The following is a 15,395-nucleotide window of genomic DNA, read 5'->3' as shown; positions in this document are numbered from 1 at the left end:
TGTTGAGTTTGCGCTTGTTAATCAGGCCACCGGGCATTCCCGGTTCAGCGCTTCATCGACCAGCAACTGCGCAATCTCAATCATCTGCACCACTGCCAGCACTTGTTTGCGACCGTGACCCTCGAGCTGTTCGGCACAGTCATAGGCACAGACAGTCGCTGACTCCAGCATTTCGCTGGCATTGCTCAGGGCGGCTTCAGTGCTGAGTCCGGGGCGGACGGTGAAAATGACATCGGGAGGTAGTTGTGGGTTGTCATCCGAGGGGGATGGCGGGGGATTGGGTGTGACTTTTTTCATGGCGAAGCTCCTATGAATGAGCACCTCCATTTCGCTACCACACGAAGTAAGGAGGCGACTGTACACGGGGTGGTAGACCGGTCATAGAAACCCGGCAGGCCGAAGCCTCCCATGCACAGCCGCCACAAAGCAGCCCGCACAAAAAAACGCCCTTGAGCGTTTTGGGGTCTATGAAAGAACTGGGCTACCACACCCATTCGCTGATTTTGCAGCGACCCGCGAAGGTTAGCGGCGAGGCTCATCGGACGCAACCCGAAGTTTGTGTAAGAGCGGTCTGATGAACTCACTCTTTGGATCAACGCCAGCGGGTGGTCGTTGCCGCAAGGTTGATCGAGATGGAGGCGCAGGCGCTGGGCGCTGAAAACGACAGCTATCTCACTGACGCAATGCGACCCAAATGTGGGAGGGGGCTTGCCCCCGATGGCGGTGGGTCAGTCACAGATGTATTGATTGACACTACCTCATCGGGAGCAAGTCGAATCGTCGCACCGCCCCTCCCACAGTGGGACGTCATTGCTTGTTGAATTTGCGTTTATTCATCAGGCCACCGGACGTGCCCGGTTCAGCGCTTTATCCATGAACATGTTGCTGGATGTTGAACCGTCTGACTGAGCAGTTCCTTTGGGTTAGCCTTGTTTTCCTACTGCCAACAAGGACTCGTCATGCAACGAAAGGTCATTAATCCCACGACGGTATTCAATTCGCTGCAATACGGTTTCAGCCAGGCCATGGAAGTGCCGCAGGGGCGGCGGATCATGCTTTCCGGGCAGGTGGGCGTAGATGCTCAAGAGTGCACTGTGGGCCCAGGCATTGCCGAGCAGACGGCCATGGCGTTGGACAATGTCGAGAAGGTGCTGGCTGAGGTAGGGGGCGATCTGTCCCATGTGATCATGCTGCGGTTGTATATCGTCGAGTCTGCCCGGGATCAGCAGGAACCGATTGCTGAAGCTCTGCGCCAGCGCTTCGCGCATAACCCGCCGCCGTCTTCGTGGATTATGGTCAGTGGGTTGTCGTTGCCGGAATGGTTGATCGAGGTGGAGGCGGAGGCGGTGGTTCCGTTCAGTTAGGCGAGCGCTTTTTTGAAAGCAGCAAGTAGTGGCTGACAAAGACAGCTATCTCACTGATGCAATGCGATCCAAATGTGGGAGGGGGCGGTGTACACCAAACCAGATGTGCACTGCCCCCCCCCCCAATCAATACCGAATCATCACCGACTTAAGTTCGGTGTAATCCTCAATAAATGCACTGCCAAACTCCCGCCCGACCCCCGAAGACCGGCACCCACCAAACGGCACCGCCGGGTCGAGCAAGGTGTGCATGTTCACCCACAAGGTGCCTGCCTTGATCGCCGGGATCATGCGCAGGGCCTTGCCCAAATCGTTGGTCCACAGGCTGGCGCTCAACCCGTAGGGCCCGTGGTTCATCAGCGCCAGCAGCTCGTCTTCGTCATCGTAGGGCAGGAAGGTGGCGATGGGGCCGAAGGTTTCCTCATTGAGCAGGGTGTCGTGCAGGTGGTTGGCGAGGATCACCGTGGGTTCGACGTAGCAACCAGGCCGGTCGATAAGGTGGCCGCCGTGGATGATCGTGTTGTTTTCGGCGCGGGCCTGGTTGAAGTAGCCGAGCAGTTTGTGCTGGTGCTGCTGGTGTGTGACCGGGCCGAATTCGGTGTGTTCGTCCAGGGGCGAACCGATGTTCAGGCGGCTCAGGCGCGCTTTGAGCTTTTCCAGCACGGCGTCGATCTGCGAGCGATGCACGAAAAAGCGTTCGGCCGCCGCGCAGATTTGCCCCGAGTGCAAAAAGCCCGCTTCGATGATGCCGTCCACTGCCTTGTCCACGTCCATATCGGGTAGGAAGCCGGCGGCATTCTTGCCGCCCAGTTCCAGGGTCGCACGGGTGAGGCCGGAGCCCATGGCGCTGCGGCCGACGGCGATGCCGGTGGGCACTGAGCCGGTGAATGAAACCTTGTGCGTGCCGGGGTGTTCCACCAGCCCCTTGCCGACATGGCCGCCGCCGGTGAGCACATTCAGCACACCCGCCGGCAGCCCGGCGTCGATGGCCAGTTCAGCGATGCGCAGCAGGGTCAGCGGCGTGAATTCGCTGGGCTTGATGATGATGCTGCAGCCGGTCACCAGCGCCGAGGCGAGTTTCCAAATGGCGATCATGGTCGAGAAATTCCACGGCACGATCCCAACCACCACGCCCACCGGCTCGCGCAGGGTAAAGGCGGTGTAGCGCTCGCCATTGAATGAAGGCAGGGATGGGGTCAGGGTCTGGCCGCTGAGCTTGGTGGCCCAGCCGGCGTAATAACGCAGGAAATGCGCGGCCTGATTGACCTCGAAGGCGCGGGAAATCTGGATGATCTTGCCCGACTGGCACGTTTCGATCTGTGCCAGTTCTTCACGGTGCTGTTCCAGCAGATCGGCCAATTTGAGTAGCACGTTGCCGCGGATCGCGGGCGCGGCCTGGGACCATCGCTGGAAACCACGGTTGGCGCAAGCGACCGCGGCGTCGATATCCGCCAGGTCTGCGTCGGCCACTTCGGCGATCACCTGGCCGGTGGCAGGGTTGATGACGTTCAGGGTTTGATCGGCGTGGCTGCGCACGCTGACACCGTCGATAAACAGCCCATGGCGGCGACGCAAAAAGGCTTCGACTTGAGGCAGCAACGGGATATCGCTCATGGCAGGTTCCTGGCAATTCACAAAAGAAAACCCGAGGGTAACCAACGCACCAATAAGCGGCTTGACTGTGCCTGCCAGGTTTTATGCCTGTGCCTGCCGCGCCTGTGAAAAGTACAAGCTTGCCTGCCGAACGTGCATTTCCCGCCAGCACGGCCCGTTCGATACTGGCCCTGCATCCAGCGCCGTTCCGCAATCCGGAGCGCCTGTCGGACTTCCAATAATAAGCAGGGCCTTCCATGAAAAAGCCAAACCCGCTCCTTGAAGACCTCAAACCCCTTTTGCCGGCCATTGCCGCGAATGCCAGCCGTGCCGAGCAACTGCGCCAGGTACCGGATGAAAATATCGCCCTGCTCAAAAGCATCGGCCTGCACCGTGCCTTTCAGCCCAAGGCCTTCGGCGGCCTGGAACTGACGCTGCCCGAGTTCGCCGACTGCATCGCCTTGCTCGCCGGCAGTTGCGCCAGTACCGCCTGGGCCATGAGCTTGTTGTGTACTCACAGCCACCAACTGGCGCTGTTCTCGGCCCAGTTGCAGCAGGAAATCTGGGGTGCCAACCCGGATGCCACGGCCAGCAGCAGTATTGCGCCGTTCGGTCGGGTGACCGAGGGCGAGGGCGGGGTGTACTTCAGCGGTGAGATGGGCTGGAGCAGCGGCTGTGACCATGGCGAGTGGGCGATTGTCGGCTGCCGTCGCCAGAACGCCGAAGGCACCCAGGATTACTGCTTTGCCGTGTTGCCGCGCAGTGACTATCAGATTCGTGACGACTGGTTCGCCGCTGGCATGAAAGGCAGCGGCACCAAGACCCTGATCATCGACAACGCCTGGGTGCCCGAGCACCGTATCCAGAAGGCCAAGGATATGATGGAAGGCAAGTCCGCAGGCTTTGGCCTCTATCCCGACAGCCAGATTTTCTACGCGCCGTATCGGCCATATTTCGCCAGTGGCTTCTCCACCGTCAGCCTCGGTGTGGCCGAGCGTATGCTTGAGGTGTTTCGCGAAAAAACCAGGACGCGGGTGCGCGCCTACACCGGTGCCGCCGTCGGCGCAGCCACCCCGGCGTTGATGCGCCTGGCCGAGTCCACCCACCAGGTCGCCGCCGCCCGAGCGTTCCTGGAAAAAACCTGGCAGGAACACGCCGAACACAGCGCCGCCCACCGTTACCCCACGCGGGAAACCCTGGCGTTCTGGCGCACCAATCAGGGTTACGCCACCAAGATGTGCATCGAAGCGGTAGACCGCCTGTTCGCCGCTGCGGGCGGGAATGCCTGGTTCGAGCACAACGAGATGCAGCGCCTGTTCCGCGATTCCCATATGACAGGCGCCCATGCCTATACCGACTACGACGTGTGCGCGCAGATCCTCGGCCGTGAGCTGATGGGCCTGGAACCCGACCCGAGCATGGTGTAGCCGCGCCTATCACCCATAACAATAAGGGCGGCCACGAGCGGCCACCCGGGAGTCTTGCATGTCTGACGTTTTCGACCCACGGGCCTTTCGCCGCGCCCTCGGCAACTTCGCCACCGGTGTGACGGTGGTCACTGCCGCCACCGCTTCCGGGCACAAGGTCGGCGTGACTGCCAACAGTTTCAACTCGGTGTCCCTAGACCCACCGCTGGTGCTGTGGAGCATCGACAAGCGCTCCAACAGCCATGCAGTGTTCGAGGAGGCCAGTCATTTTGCGGTGAATGTGCTGGCGGCGGACCAGGTGCACCTGTCCAACAACTTTGCGCGCCCCCGTGAAGATCGCTTCGCCCTGATCGAGTACGAGCCGGGTGAGGGCGGCTCGCCGGTGTTCGCCGATTGCTCGGCGCGCTTTCACTGTGAGAAGTACCAGCAGATCGATGGCGGCGATCACTGGATCATGATCGGCAAGGTGGTGGCGTTCGATGACTTCGGCCGTGCGCCGTTGCTCTACCACCAGGGCGCCTACGCCGAGGTCCGGGCGCTGCCTCCCTGCGCGCCCGAGGTGGTTCAGAACGGCACGGCCACCACCAGCTGACTGTAGACATTGGTGCCGTTGCCGCCGACCTGGTTACCGCCGGTGTCGGCCGCTTTATCGGGTTTGTACAGGCCCAGCAGCGGCGTGATGATCAGGTGCTCGTTCACGGCCCATTCGGCGTACAGGTCCAGTTCGCGGCCATCCAGGTTCAACTGGCCGCGGGTGCTGACGGTGTTGTAGTCAAAGAACAGTGCGCCGAGGGTGATGTTGTCCAGCGGCTTGACCTTGAGCGCTACGTGCTGCACCGCCGTGTTGCTGTTGTAGGGGCCGGAATAGTTGCCCGCCACTTCGCCCTGTACCCAGGTGCCATAGCCGCGGTTGAAGCCTGCGAACATGCCGTCCCAGTTTTTTGAATAACGGGCGTAGCGGTAGGTCAGGTCCGGCGACCAGGGCAGGTCGGCGAAGGTGTAGCCGGCTTCGGCGTACCCAGCGTTCTGCTGGCTGTTGCGGCGGTCCTGGCGGGCCAGTTCGAAGGCGAAATGGGCGTTGTCGATGCCGGCACTGCCGGCACCGCGCAGGCTGTAGAGGTTCATGCCTTTGCGCTGGCGTTGCAGGTCGGTAGCGAAACGCTCATCCACGTCGATCCCGTGTATATAGGTGAGCCCCAGGGTGCCCGGGGCGGCGCTGTATTCCAGGGTGCCCGCAGCCATTTCGGTTCTGGCTTGGGCGCGGTTGTCGGACTTGATCCACATCAGGCTGCCATGCACGCCATCCTTGCCGCCCAGGCGAATGACCGCGGTCTTGTCGAAGGCATGGCGCGCGGCAATGTAGTAGGCACCGCCGCGATTGAACTCGCCGTCGCCTACGCCATTGCCGAGGTTGGGGCCGTCGTCGTTGATGATGAAGCCGTCGCCCAACATGATGATCTGGCGACCAAACGACAGGTCTACCCCATCCTTGCCCAGCGCCGGGAACAGCTCGCCGGAGCGCCAGCCGGCGAAGGCTTCGTCAAACTTGGTGGTGCGCTCGGTGCCGTTGGTGACCCCGGATGCATCGCCATCGCCCCAGGTGCCGGAACTCACCAGGTTGGCCGTGCCATAGACGCCGCCCAGGCTACCCAGGTTTTGCTCGACGCTCAGGCCGTACTTGATAAACGCCTCGCGCCAGGTGGAGCCGCCGCGGCGGCCGTCGTAATTTTTCGGACTGTTGAACATCCCATACACAGCGAGGAAGTTTCCCGTGACCTGGGTGTCGGCATCGGCGTACAACTCGACGGCATGAGCTTGCCCGGCCAACAGCGCGACGCCTATGACGACCGCTTGGCGTAGACGGCGGTTTTTCAGTGTGTGCTCCATTGTTATTGTCCCCATCTTGGTTAAGAGTGAGGGCGCATTAGGGCGAGGGGCGTCAAGCCAAGTCTTTGCCATGCGTGCCAGGGAATTGACCCTGGCCGCCAGGTGCTACGCCGTGGCAGGCAGCTACAAAACCAGCGGCAGACAGGGGCAAGACGATCAACGCGGGTGGGGCGCAGAGTGCCGACACACTAAAAAAACCGCTTTCGAGGACCCCACCATGTCGATCAACGACCGACTCACCGCGCACCTCAACCGAGGCACGGTAGGTTTCCCCACCGCGTTGGCCAGCACCATTGGCCTGATCATGGCTAGCCCGGTGATTCTTACCGCCACCATGGGCTTCGGCATCGGCGGAAGTGCGTTTGCCCTGGCAATGCTGATCGCCGTGGTGATGATGCTGGCCCAGGCGACCACCTTCGCCGAGGCCGCGTCGATGCTGCCCACCACCGGTTCGGTGTACGACTACATCAATTGCGGCATGGGCCGGTTCTTCGCGATCACCGGCACCCTGTCGGCGTATCTGATCGTGCATGTGTTCGCCGGCACTGCCGAAACCATCCTCGCCGGGGTGATGGCGCTGGTGAACTTCGAACACCTCAATACCCTGGCAGAATCGGCCGGCGGCTCGTGGTTGCTGGGCGTGGGGTTCGTGCTGGTGTTCGGGGTGCTGAATGCTTTCGGGGTCAGCGCCTTTGGCCGCGCAGAGATCATCCTTACGTTCGGCATGTGGACCACCCTGATGGTGTTCGGCGTGCTGGGCCTGATCGCCGCGCCGGCGGTGCAGTTGGATGGCTGGTTCGGGGAATCACTGGTGGGCACTGACCTGGTCACCGTGCTGTCGCTGGTGGGCATGGCGATGTTCATGTTCGTCGGCTGCGAGTTCGTCACCCCGCTGGCGCCGGACCTGCGCCAATCGGCCAAGGTGATGCCACGGGCGATGATGCTCGGGCTGATGGGCGTGGCGACATGCATGTTCATCTATGGCGCCGCGATGAAACGCCAGGTGGAAAACGTGGTGCTCGACGCCGCCTCCGGCGTGCACCTGTTGGATACACCCATGGCCATCCCACGGTTCGCTGAACAGGTGATGGGGCAGGTCGGCCCGTTGTGGCTGGGCATTGGCTTCCTGTTTGCCGGCGCTGCAACCATCAATACCCTGATGGCTGGCGTACCGCGCATCCTCTATGGCATGGCGGTGGATGGCGCGTTACCGAAGGTGTTCACCTACCTGCACCCGCGCTTCAAGACACCGCTGCTGTGCATCCTGGTGGCCATGCTGATCCCGTGCCTGCATGCGCTGTACCTGGGCGGCAACACCGACAACATCATGCACCTGGTGCTGGCGGCGGTGTGCGCGTGGAGTTTTGCCTACCTGCTGGTGACGTTGTCGGTGGTGATCCTGCGCATTCGCCGTCCGGATTTGCCCCGGGCGTACCGTTCGCCGTGGTTCCCGCTGCCGCAGATCGTCTCCAGCATCGGCATCCTGCTGGGCATGTGGTTTATCACCCCGCCAGGTATGAACCCGGCCGACATTTATGTGCCGTTTGGGGTGATGCTCGGCGTGACCGCCACCTATGCGTTGTTCTGGACCCTGGTGGTGCAGAAGGTCAACCCCTTCAAGCCCGCCTGCGTTGAGGAGGTGTTGGCCAAGGAATTCAGCCACGAACCGGGGCCTGCCCATGACGGTTATAACGACTTTGCGGCAAAAACTGTATGAGCTGTTCAGCGCAGACCGTGCACCGAGCGGTTATCGACCTGGGGTGACCCTGGCGCGCTTGCGGCGTGATCTGGGCCTGGCGACGCTTGAAGTGGACGGTGTGAACTTCGAGATTGTCGAGCGCACCGAGTCGCAGTTGTTGATGCACCTGGTGCTGACCGAGTGCGTCCTGCGCGTACCTGCTTCAGCGAGTGGCGCTGGCAGCTTCGAGGTGCACCATGGCGGCGCTATTCGGCGCAACGGCATCCGCGTGCGCCGGCGCTCCGGCAGCCAGGCTCTGGCGTGTGAGCTACAGGCACGTTTGCTGGCCGACAGCGGGTTGTTCCAGGCGCTGATGCCGCTGGATTTCAAGCGCCTGCGCATTGATCTCAAGGACCGGCAATGGTGTGTGCGCCTGGAGCATATGGGCGGCAGTGAGGTGGTCAATCGGATGCCTGCGTTTCGGCGTTACATTGCGTTGAGCACCGAGCAACGCAGGTATCTATTGGCAGCCATAGGTGGGTTGCAGCGGGTGATGTCTGGCCTGTGAAACCAATGACGCACCTCTGTGGGAGGGGGCTTGCTCCCACATACCGTTTGGCATCATTAGTGCTTCTGCAAAGGGCAAACAGGTTGTTGTTGCGTGCATATAGATAACATGTTAACTATTGCATCAGAACAACAAAAAGAACGCCACTGCGGAGACACCCCCATGAGCATCCCACAGCATGCACCCGACGGGCTCGACAGCTGGAACCGCGAACTGCGCGCCGCGTGCGGCCACTTCGATACCGAACTGGCCTTCAACCGTTCGCTGTTTATTGGCGAGATCCACAACTTGCCTCGTGGCTTGGCCATCCTGCGCACCAATGCCGGGCTGATCAAACGCCCGACGCACCACGCCGATCACGACAATGACCAGGAGTGCTTCCTGGTCAGCCAGCGCAGCGGCTATTCGCAGATCACCCAAAACGAGCAGACCGTGCAGCTGGCCCCCGGCGAGATGCTGTTGATGGACTCGGTGGGCTCCATCGAAATCACCCCCTTTGGTTTGATCGAACATGCCTCGCTGTCGTTGCCGCGCACCGAGGTGTGCAAGCACCTGGGCGGCCAGGCGCTGGCGTTCGGCAAGATCTCCTCGACCAAAGCCTGTGGGCGTATGTTGCATGTGTTGATGGATCAGCTGTGCAAGGACGACACTGATGACGACGCCACGCAAGTGGACGCGCTGCAGGCGGCCTTTGTGTCGCTGCTGGGCTCGGCGCTGGAGCAGGGCGATGAGTGCCGCGAGGGCGTTGCTGCGTTGCAGGGCAATAATCTGCGCAGCTATGTGCAAAAGGTCATTGATGAGTCATTGGGCCAGCCTGGCCTGAGCCCGATTGGCCTGGCCAACCGCCTGAATATCTCGGTGCGGCACCTGTACCGTTTGTTCGAGGAACAGGACGACAGCGTCTGCCGCTACATTCAGCGGGCGCGGCTCAAACGCAGTGCGGACGACTTGACCAACCCGTTCCTGCGTAGCGAGTCGATCACCTCGATTGCCTACAAGTGGGGCTTTACCGACTCGGCGCACTTCAGCCGTTCGTTCAAGAAGCAGTTCGAGGTGTCGCCCAAGGATTTTCGTTCCAGCCGGTTGCAGGCGGTGGGGGCATAAACAGGTCCTTCAGGCTGCAGGAGATCCAATGTGGGAGGGGCGGTGCGACGATTCGACTTGCTCCCGATAGCAGTGTGTCAGCCATTGGATATTTGACTGAACCATCGCTATCGGGAGCAAGCCCCCTCCCACATGGGTCCCCGTTATTCGGGCAGGGTGGAGCCACCATCGACCACCAAGGTCTGCCCGGTGATATAGCCAGCCAGGTCAGAAGCCAGAAACAGCATCGCGCCGGCAATATCCGCAGCCGCGCCCAAACGCCCCAGTGGCACACGGCTGGCGATGCTCTCATTCAGCGCGGCATCGCCCAGGTTGCTCATCGCCGGCGTGGCGATCATGCCCGGTTCCACGCCATTGACCCGCACATTCAACGGCGCCAGTTCCAACGCCGCGTTGCGGATAAACCCATTCACCCCAGCCTTTGACGCCGCATAGTGGCTCAGCCCCGGATAACCCACCCGGTTGCCGGTGACCGAAGACGTCACCAGCACGCAACCCCGGCCTTGCGCGCGAAACATCGGTAACGCCGCCTGGGTCAGCCAGAACAGCGCCGAAAGGTTTACCGCCAAGGTGCGTTGCAAGATCGCCGGGGTGATGTCGGCAAAGGCTGTCAGCGGGAAATACCCGGCGTTGTGCACCACAATATCCAGTTGCGCCAACCCTTGAACGCAGGCGAATACCGCCTCGGCTTGCGCCAGGTCAACGCCCACGGCCTCGACTTGATAGCCCTGCGCGCACAACCCAGCGGCCACCCTTTCAGCTTGTTCCAGCAGGCGATCAGCAATCACCACCCGCGCACCGCGTTCGGCAAAGGCCTGGACGATACCCAGGCCAATCCCTTGGGCGCCGCCGGTGACCAGCACGACTTGGTCGCTGAAATCCAGGTCATTGGGCATGAGCAGGCTCCAGGCGCGTAAACGCCAGCGTCGGCACGTCGACGATGCTGGACCCACCGTCCGCCACCAAGGTCGCCCCGGTAATGATCGATGCGTCGTCGCTGGCCAGGAAGCGGCATACCTTGGCGATCTCTTCGGCCCGGGCGGCGCGGCGCAGCGGCACATCGGCGCACACGCGCTCGTACGCTTGCTGCAAGGTGTCGCCGTACGCCTCCATCAACGGCTTCATCTCGGCATCGGCCATCGGCGTGTGCACCCAGCCCGGGCACACCGCGTTCACGCGCACGCCGTGGGGGCCGTAGTCCCGTGCCAGCGAGCGATTGAGCCCGAGTAACGCATGTTTGGCCGTGGTGTAGCCGCACACCTCGGGCCCCGCCGCGAGCGAGGCGATGGAGCCGATCAGCACGACACTGCCGGCGCTTTCCTGCAACATCGGCAGGCAGGCGCGGGCACTGTAGAACGCGCTGTCCAGGTTACTGCGCAGCGCCGCTTCCCACGTAGACGGGCTGGTCTGGGTCGCGCTGCCCAGGCCATGACCGCCGGCACACGCCAGCAGTACATCGATACGCCCGTAGTGGGCGTGAATCTCGCGGATAAAGCCCTCCCAGGTGTCGGGGCAGGCGGCATCGCCCACCAGGATCAGGCCGCCGCTGGCCTGCGCCGCCTGTTCCAGTGGCTCGCGGCGCCGGCCGATCAGTACCAGCCGTGCGCCTTCCTGCGCGTACAGCCGGGCACAGGCGGCGCTGATGCCGGTGCCGGCCCCGGTGATCACCACCGTGCGCGCCTCAGTCACGGGGGTACTCCGTGCGGTTGAGCACCTGGCAATAGGAACTGATCGGGAAGTTCGACAGCGCGTCGAAGGATGCCCCCGCATAGCCGAAGATCTTGCCGTCGCTGCGGTGTTGTTGCAGGTCGATCAGCACCAGGCCGAGGGTGGGCACGATCTTCTCCTGCCAGACGAACAGGTACAGCTGCTCGGCGATCTTGTAGTAATGGCAGCGGTCGGTGTCGCACAAGCCTTTCTCCACACCCTCAAGGCATTGCCAGGCATAGAACCGCGGGTTGAGGTAGATGTGCTCGTAGACCTCGCTGGGGCTGTAGCGGTAGTGGTTGCGCAGGCCCACCAGTTCCTCGGTGGGGGCGTGCAGGCAATGGCCCTCCTGCCACGGCCGGTCGAGGCTGCCGTGGAGGAACTCGGCGTGCACCGAGGTCAGCGGTTTGCCGGCCAGGGCGCGGTGGTAAAGACCTTCGTGGGTCTCTGCCGGCTCCGGCATACGGCCAATCACCGCGGTAAAGGAGGCAGTTGGCGTGTCCAGCACCAGGCTGATCGACCAGCTTTGCCCGGCCTCGTGCTTGATGAAGTCCACCAGGTACAGGCCCGGGCGAATCGAGCTGGCGCGGTAGGCAGCACTACCGCTGGAGTGACCGTCGGCGGCGTGCCAGGCCAGGCGCTCCTGTTCGAAGCGGTGCTCGATCTGCCAGCCATTGGCAAAGTGCAGAGTGAAGGTCTGGCCCGCCAGGTCGGCGAGGTTCGGCAGGATGAACGCTTCGGGTGCAAAACCGTCGGCCAGGGCGCCCACGGTGATCCAGTCAGAAGAAGTGCTCATGGCAAGGCTCCTTAAACAACGGCGAAGTAGTGTTTGACGAAACTCTCGCTGACCACTTCCCACAGCACCGGCGTGCCCTTGGTCACAAACCAGCTGTCACCGGCCTTGTAGCGGGTGGACTGGCCGGTGGACTCATCGGTGAGTATGACCTCGCCGGTGACCACCGTGGCTTGTTCGGCGAACGGGTAGACCATGCGGAATTTGCCCTGGGTGGTGCCGAAGTAAGCGCTGCTGACCGCATCGGTAGGTGCGCCGAATGTCATCTTGCCGAAGGCGCGCACCTCGCCTTCAAGGATCTGTGAACCGAGGTCGGCCACGGTGCCCCAGGCATCGAGTTCCGACAGCTGGACGTTATGTTTGACGGTGGTGAGGGTCATGGCAGTGGTTCCTGATGAGTGAAAAAAAGCGAATCAACGACGTCCGTTCCAGTAGCCGGACAATTGGTGCCAGGATTTGCCCGCCGTCAGCAGCAGAGGGCGAATTGCGTCCTTGCCGATGATGGTCGGGCGGCGGATCGAGCTGACCAGGTCATAGCGCGCCGAGCCTTCGCTCATACCTTCGGCCAGGACCTTGCAGATGATGTGGCTGGGCGTGACGCCAAAGCCTGAATAGCCCTGCACGAAAAACGCATTGCTGCGCCCCGGCAAGGTGCCGATCTGCGGGAACAGATTCGGGCTGCACGCCATCGGGCCGCCCCAGGCCAGGTCGATTTTCACGTCCCTGAGGTAGGGGAAAATCTTCAGCATCAGGTGGCGGTTCCAGGCTTTCAGGTCGCCGGGAATATGCTCGACCAAAGGCGTCGCGGCGCCGAACAGCAGGCGGTTTTCATTGGTGACGCGGTAGTAGTCGATCACTGGGCGGATGTCGCTGTAGGCGCCACGGATCGGGCTGATGCGCTGGATCAATTCTTCGGACAACGGCTCGGTCATCATCTGGAACGCGTAGGTGTTAATGGTCGAGCGGTGCAGTTCTGGTTCGAGCTTGTTGAGAAAGCTGTCACAGGCCCACAGCAACTTGCCGGCGCGTACCGAACCGCGCCCGGTGCGCACGGTGATGCGTTCGCCGTAGCTGACCTCCAGGGCCGGGCTGTTCTCAAAGATCTTTACCCCATGGCCGGCCAGCGCGGTGGCCTCGCCCAGCAGCAGGTTCAGCGAATGCACATGCCCGCCGCCCATGTGCAGCAGCGCACTCGTGTAGGCGTTGGAACCGATGATCTGCTGCACATCCGAGCCGCCGAGAAAGCGGATTTCATGCTGGCTGTTGACCGACTTGAAGTCCTTCTCCCAGGCGCGCAGAGTTTTTTCCTGGCGGGCGTTGAAGCCCATATAGCCGTAGCCGTGGCAGAAATCGGCATCGATGTTGTACTTGGCGATGCGGTTCTTGATGATATCTGCGCCCAGGTCGCTGATCTCGAACACTTGGCGCAGGCCGTCTTCGCCCACGTCCTTCTTGATCTTCTCCAGGTCATGGCCGATGCCCGCCATGATCTGCCCGCCGTTGCGGCCGGTGCCGCCAAAGCCCAGGTAGCGCGCTTCAAGCACCACGATATTGGTGATGCCTTTTTCCGCCAGCTCCAGCGCGGTGTTGATCCCGGAAAAGCCGCCACCGATCACCACGACGTCCGCGTCGATGTCTTGCTCCAGGGTGGGGAAGCTGAGGTTGTATTTCTTGGTGGCGGTGTAATACGTAGGGGTTTCGATGTTGATCATGGCGCAGCCTGAAAAAGTGAAGGAAGGCGCTAAAGCGGATGCCTCCATTAGGGCCCCTGACGGGCTGGAAGTCTTGATCCTGCGTGCCCGGGTTTTTGATTCAGCGCGCCACGGGCGAGGGCACACACAAGTTATAGCGCGCTCGCTGGCGGGGAATGTTAGAGTTTCGTTAAATTATTAACTAAATACTTCGTGACCCTGATCCTATGTCCAAACCTCGACAATCCCTGACCCTGGCCTTGCTGCAAGCGCGTGAGGCCGCGATGAGTTTTTTCCGCCCGTCCCTGAATGAACACGGCCTGACCGAACAGCAATGGCGCATCATCCGCATCCTCGAACAGCACGGTGAGCTGGAGATTTACCAACTGGCGGAACTGGCGTGCATCCTAAAGCCGAGCATGACCGGCGTGCTGGTGCGCATGGAAGCCGCCGGCATGGTGCACCGACGCAAGGCCGAACAGGACCAGCGCCGGGTGCTTATCACCCTGGCAGACAAGGGCAAGGCGAGTTTCGAGTCCATGAGCCAGTGCATGGAGGCCAACTACCAGCGTTTGCAGGATCAGCTTGGCGAAGAGAAATTCCAGACCTTGCTGGGGTTGCTGGATGACTTGAAGAACATCAAGCGCTGAACTAATGACTGAACCACCGCCGGTCAACTGTGGGAGCTGGCTTGCCTGCGATAGCGTCGGGTCAGCTGGCTTATTTGTCGCTGATACACCGCTATCGCAGGCAAGCCAGCTCCCACATTGGATCTCAGTAGACACCACCGGTATTGGCAGCCACCGGTACGTCTTTGAACTTCCCGGCCAGGCTTTGCAACCCGCGCATCAACACGGTGGTATCCACTCCTACCGCCACGAACGTCGCCCCCAGCTCGATATAGCGCCGCGCCAGGCGTTCATCCGCACTGAGAATCCCTGCCGCCTTGCCCGCTCGAACAATGCGCACGATGGCGTCCTCTATCGCCGCCTGCACTTCAGGATGCCCGGGGTTACCGCGATGCCCCATGGCCGCACTCAAGTCCGCCGGGCCGATGAACACACCGTCCACGCCTTCGACGGCGGTGATAGCGTCCAGATTGGCCAGGCCCTCGCGGTTTTCAATCTGCACCAGCAGGCACATCTGCGCGTCGGCCTGGTCGAGGTAGTCGGTGATGCTGTTCCAGCGCGAAGCACGGGCCAGGGCACTGCCGACGCCGCGAATACCCTGGGGCGGGTAGTGCAGGGCGCGCACCAGTTCTTGGGCCTGGGCAGCGCTTTCGACCATGGGCACCAGCAGCGTCTGCGCGCCGATATCGAGCAGTTGCTTGATCAATGCCGTGTCGCCGACCACCGGGCGAATCAGCGCCTGGCTGGGGTAGGGCGCGATGGCCTGCAATTGCGCAAGCATCCCCGGCAGGTGGTTGGGCGCATGTTCGCCGTCGATCAACAGCCAGTCGAAACCGGCATTGGCGGCCAACTCGGCGCTATAGGCATTGGCGAGGCCAAGCCACAGGCCGATCTGCACCTCGCCGTTGTGAAGGCGTTGTTTGAAGCGGTTGACAGGCATGTCCATGACAATCC

15 protein-coding genes and 1 pseudogene are annotated in these 15,395 nt (G+C 61.9%); 7 read left to right on the top strand and 9 right to left on the bottom strand.

Annotated elements, in window-relative coordinates; translation table 11 throughout:
* Window positions 1-21: 21 nt before the first annotated feature.
* Window positions 22-297: a DUF6124 family protein gene (locus LJX92_RS16760; RefSeq protein ID WP_148853595.1), complete on the bottom strand. Its 276-nt coding sequence runs from the start codon at window positions 295-297 to the stop codon at window positions 22-24.
* A 662-nt stretch (window positions 298-959) separates the two neighbouring features.
* Here LJX92_RS16760 and LJX92_RS16755 point away from each other — a divergent pair.
* Window positions 960-1,364 carry a RidA family protein gene (locus LJX92_RS16755; RefSeq protein ID WP_228308644.1) on the top strand — a complete coding sequence of 135 codons (405 nt, stop codon included), beginning with the start codon at window positions 960-962 and terminating at the stop codon, window positions 1,362-1,364.
* A gap of 126 nt (window positions 1,365-1,490) precedes the next feature.
* Here the strand turns inward: LJX92_RS16755 and LJX92_RS16750 are convergent, their stop codons facing one another.
* Window positions 1,491-2,978 carry an aldehyde dehydrogenase family protein gene (locus LJX92_RS16750; protein WP_228308643.1) on the bottom strand — a complete coding sequence of 496 codons (1,488 nt, stop codon included), beginning with the start codon at window positions 2,976-2,978 and terminating at the stop codon, window positions 1,491-1,493.
* A 236-nt stretch (window positions 2,979-3,214) separates the two neighbouring features.
* On the opposite strand from LJX92_RS16750, the gene LJX92_RS16745 reads away from it, so the two are divergent.
* Both LJX92_RS16745 and LJX92_RS16740 read left to right on the top strand, forming a co-directional pair.
* Window positions 3,215-4,384 (top strand): p-hydroxyphenylacetate 3-hydroxylase oxygenase component, encoded by a 1,170-nt coding sequence (locus LJX92_RS16745; protein ID WP_228308642.1) that lies wholly within the window; start codon window positions 3,215-3,217, stop codon window positions 4,382-4,384.
* Window positions 4,385-4,442: 58 nt separating this feature from the next.
* Window positions 4,443-4,916, top strand: a pseudogene (locus tag LJX92_RS16740) (flavin reductase family protein); the annotation flags it as partial.
* Window positions 4,917-4,948: 32 nt separating this feature from the next.
* Here the strand turns inward: LJX92_RS16740 and LJX92_RS16735 are convergent.
* Window positions 4,949-6,271, bottom strand: a complete 1,323-nt coding sequence (locus LJX92_RS16735) for an alginate export family protein (protein WP_228308641.1) — start codon at window positions 6,269-6,271, stop codon at window positions 4,949-4,951.
* A 217-nt stretch (window positions 6,272-6,488) separates the two neighbouring features.
* On the opposite strand from LJX92_RS16735, the gene LJX92_RS16730 reads away from it, so the two are divergent.
* From LJX92_RS16730 to feaR, 3 genes are all read left to right on the top strand, one after another.
* A complete protein-coding gene (locus tag LJX92_RS16730; protein ID WP_228308640.1) occupies window positions 6,489-7,988 on the top strand; it encodes an APC family permease in 1,500 nt (499 codons plus the stop codon).
* Complete coding sequence (locus LJX92_RS16725; protein WP_078821797.1) at window positions 7,951-8,517, top strand: DUF3156 family protein; 567 nt, start codon at window positions 7,951-7,953, stop codon at window positions 8,515-8,517. The genes LJX92_RS16730 and LJX92_RS16725 overlap by 38 nt, the downstream gene beginning before the upstream one ends.
* 162 nt (window positions 8,518-8,679) lie before the next feature.
* Entirely contained in the window at window positions 8,680-9,621 is a 942-nt protein-coding gene (gene feaR / locus LJX92_RS16720) for a transcriptional regulator FeaR (RefSeq protein WP_005789555.1), read from the top strand.
* Between the two features lie 143 nt (window positions 9,622-9,764).
* Here the strand turns inward: feaR and LJX92_RS16715 are convergent, their stop codons facing one another.
* From LJX92_RS16715 to LJX92_RS16695, 5 genes are read right to left on the bottom strand one after another with little or no spacing between them, the layout of a single operon-like run.
* Window positions 9,765-10,517, bottom strand: coding sequence for an SDR family oxidoreductase (locus tag LJX92_RS16715; protein WP_228308639.1), 753 nt, complete (start codon window positions 10,515-10,517; stop codon window positions 9,765-9,767).
* Window positions 10,507-11,310 carry an SDR family NAD(P)-dependent oxidoreductase gene (locus tag LJX92_RS16710; RefSeq protein ID WP_228308638.1) on the bottom strand — a complete coding sequence of 268 codons (804 nt, stop codon included), beginning with the start codon at window positions 11,308-11,310 and terminating at the stop codon, window positions 10,507-10,509. Before LJX92_RS16710 ends, LJX92_RS16715 begins: the two co-directional genes overlap by 11 nt.
* Window positions 11,303-12,124, bottom strand: a complete 822-nt coding sequence (locus LJX92_RS16705) for a molybdenum cofactor biosynthesis F family protein (RefSeq protein WP_078821794.1) — start codon at window positions 12,122-12,124, stop codon at window positions 11,303-11,305. Before LJX92_RS16705 ends, LJX92_RS16710 begins: the two co-directional genes overlap by 8 nt.
* An 11-nt stretch (window positions 12,125-12,135) precedes the next feature.
* Window positions 12,136-12,501, bottom strand: coding sequence for a cupin domain-containing protein (locus tag LJX92_RS16700; RefSeq protein WP_078821793.1), 366 nt, complete (start codon window positions 12,499-12,501; stop codon window positions 12,136-12,138).
* A 33-nt stretch (window positions 12,502-12,534) separates the two neighbouring features.
* The gene (locus LJX92_RS16695; protein ID WP_228308637.1) at window positions 12,535-13,833 is read right to left on the bottom strand and encodes an NAD(P)/FAD-dependent oxidoreductase; all 1,299 of its coding nucleotides are present in this window, start codon (window positions 13,831-13,833) and stop codon (window positions 12,535-12,537) included.
* 206 nt (window positions 13,834-14,039) lie between these two features.
* Here LJX92_RS16695 and hpaR point away from each other — a divergent pair, with 206 nt between their 5' ends.
* Window positions 14,040-14,462: a homoprotocatechuate degradation operon regulator HpaR gene (gene hpaR / locus LJX92_RS16690; RefSeq protein WP_005789546.1), complete on the top strand. Its 423-nt coding sequence runs from the start codon at window positions 14,040-14,042 to the stop codon at window positions 14,460-14,462.
* Between the two features lie 124 nt (window positions 14,463-14,586).
* Here the strand turns inward: hpaR and hpaI are convergent, their stop codons facing one another.
* Window positions 14,587-15,387, bottom strand: coding sequence for a 4-hydroxy-2-oxoheptanedioate aldolase (gene hpaI / locus LJX92_RS16685; protein WP_032880376.1), 801 nt, complete (start codon window positions 15,385-15,387; stop codon window positions 14,587-14,589).
* Between the last annotated feature and the right edge of the window lie 8 nt (window positions 15,388-15,395).

Origin of the sequence: Pseudomonas sp. HN8-3, assembly GCF_020790195.1 — a bacterium.
In the GTDB taxonomy this organism is placed as follows: domain Bacteria; phylum Pseudomonadota; class Gammaproteobacteria; order Pseudomonadales; family Pseudomonadaceae; genus Aquipseudomonas; species Aquipseudomonas synxantha_A.
The sequence above is the reverse complement of the archived record's forward strand: the minus strand, read 5'-3'. Positions and strand labels throughout refer to the sequence as shown.

What these genes read in the sequence shown, in the direction of transcription:
- hpaI (WP_032880376.1), bottom strand. Translation starts at nt 15,387, where the DNA reads ATGGACATGCCTGTCAACCGCTTCAAACAACGCCTTCACAACGGCGAG.
- LJX92_RS16695 (WP_228308637.1), bottom strand. Translation starts at nt 13,833, where the DNA reads ATGATCAACATCGAAACCCCTACGTATTACACCGCCACCAAGAAATAC.
- LJX92_RS16745 (WP_228308642.1), top strand. Translation starts at nt 3,215, where the DNA reads ATGAAAAAGCCAAACCCGCTCCTTGAAGACCTCAAACCCCTTTTGCCG.
- LJX92_RS16700 (WP_078821793.1), bottom strand. Translation starts at nt 12,501, where the DNA reads ATGACCCTCACCACCGTCAAACATAACGTCCAGCTGTCGGAACTCGAT.
- hpaR (WP_005789546.1), top strand. Translation starts at nt 14,040, where the DNA reads ATGTCCAAACCTCGACAATCCCTGACCCTGGCCTTGCTGCAAGCGCGT.
- LJX92_RS16735 (WP_228308641.1), bottom strand. Translation starts at nt 6,271, where the DNA reads ATGGAGCACACACTGAAAAACCGCCGTCTACGCCAAGCGGTCGTCATA.
- LJX92_RS16730 (WP_228308640.1), top strand. Translation starts at nt 6,489, where the DNA reads ATGTCGATCAACGACCGACTCACCGCGCACCTCAACCGAGGCACGGTA.
- LJX92_RS16760 (WP_148853595.1), bottom strand. Translation starts at nt 297, where the DNA reads ATGAAAAAAGTCACACCCAATCCCCCGCCATCCCCCTCGGATGACAAC.
- LJX92_RS16705 (WP_078821794.1), bottom strand. Translation starts at nt 12,124, where the DNA reads ATGAGCACTTCTTCTGACTGGATCACCGTGGGCGCCCTGGCCGACGGT.
- feaR (WP_005789555.1), top strand. Translation starts at nt 8,680, where the DNA reads ATGAGCATCCCACAGCATGCACCCGACGGGCTCGACAGCTGGAACCGC.
- LJX92_RS16750 (WP_228308643.1), bottom strand. Translation starts at nt 2,978, where the DNA reads ATGAGCGATATCCCGTTGCTGCCTCAAGTCGAAGCCTTTTTGCGTCGC.
- LJX92_RS16725 (WP_078821797.1), top strand. Translation starts at nt 7,951, where the DNA reads ATGACGGTTATAACGACTTTGCGGCAAAAACTGTATGAGCTGTTCAGC.
- LJX92_RS16755 (WP_228308644.1), top strand. Translation starts at nt 960, where the DNA reads ATGCAACGAAAGGTCATTAATCCCACGACGGTATTCAATTCGCTGCAA.
- LJX92_RS16715 (WP_228308639.1), bottom strand. Translation starts at nt 10,517, where the DNA reads ATGCCCAATGACCTGGATTTCAGCGACCAAGTCGTGCTGGTCACCGGC.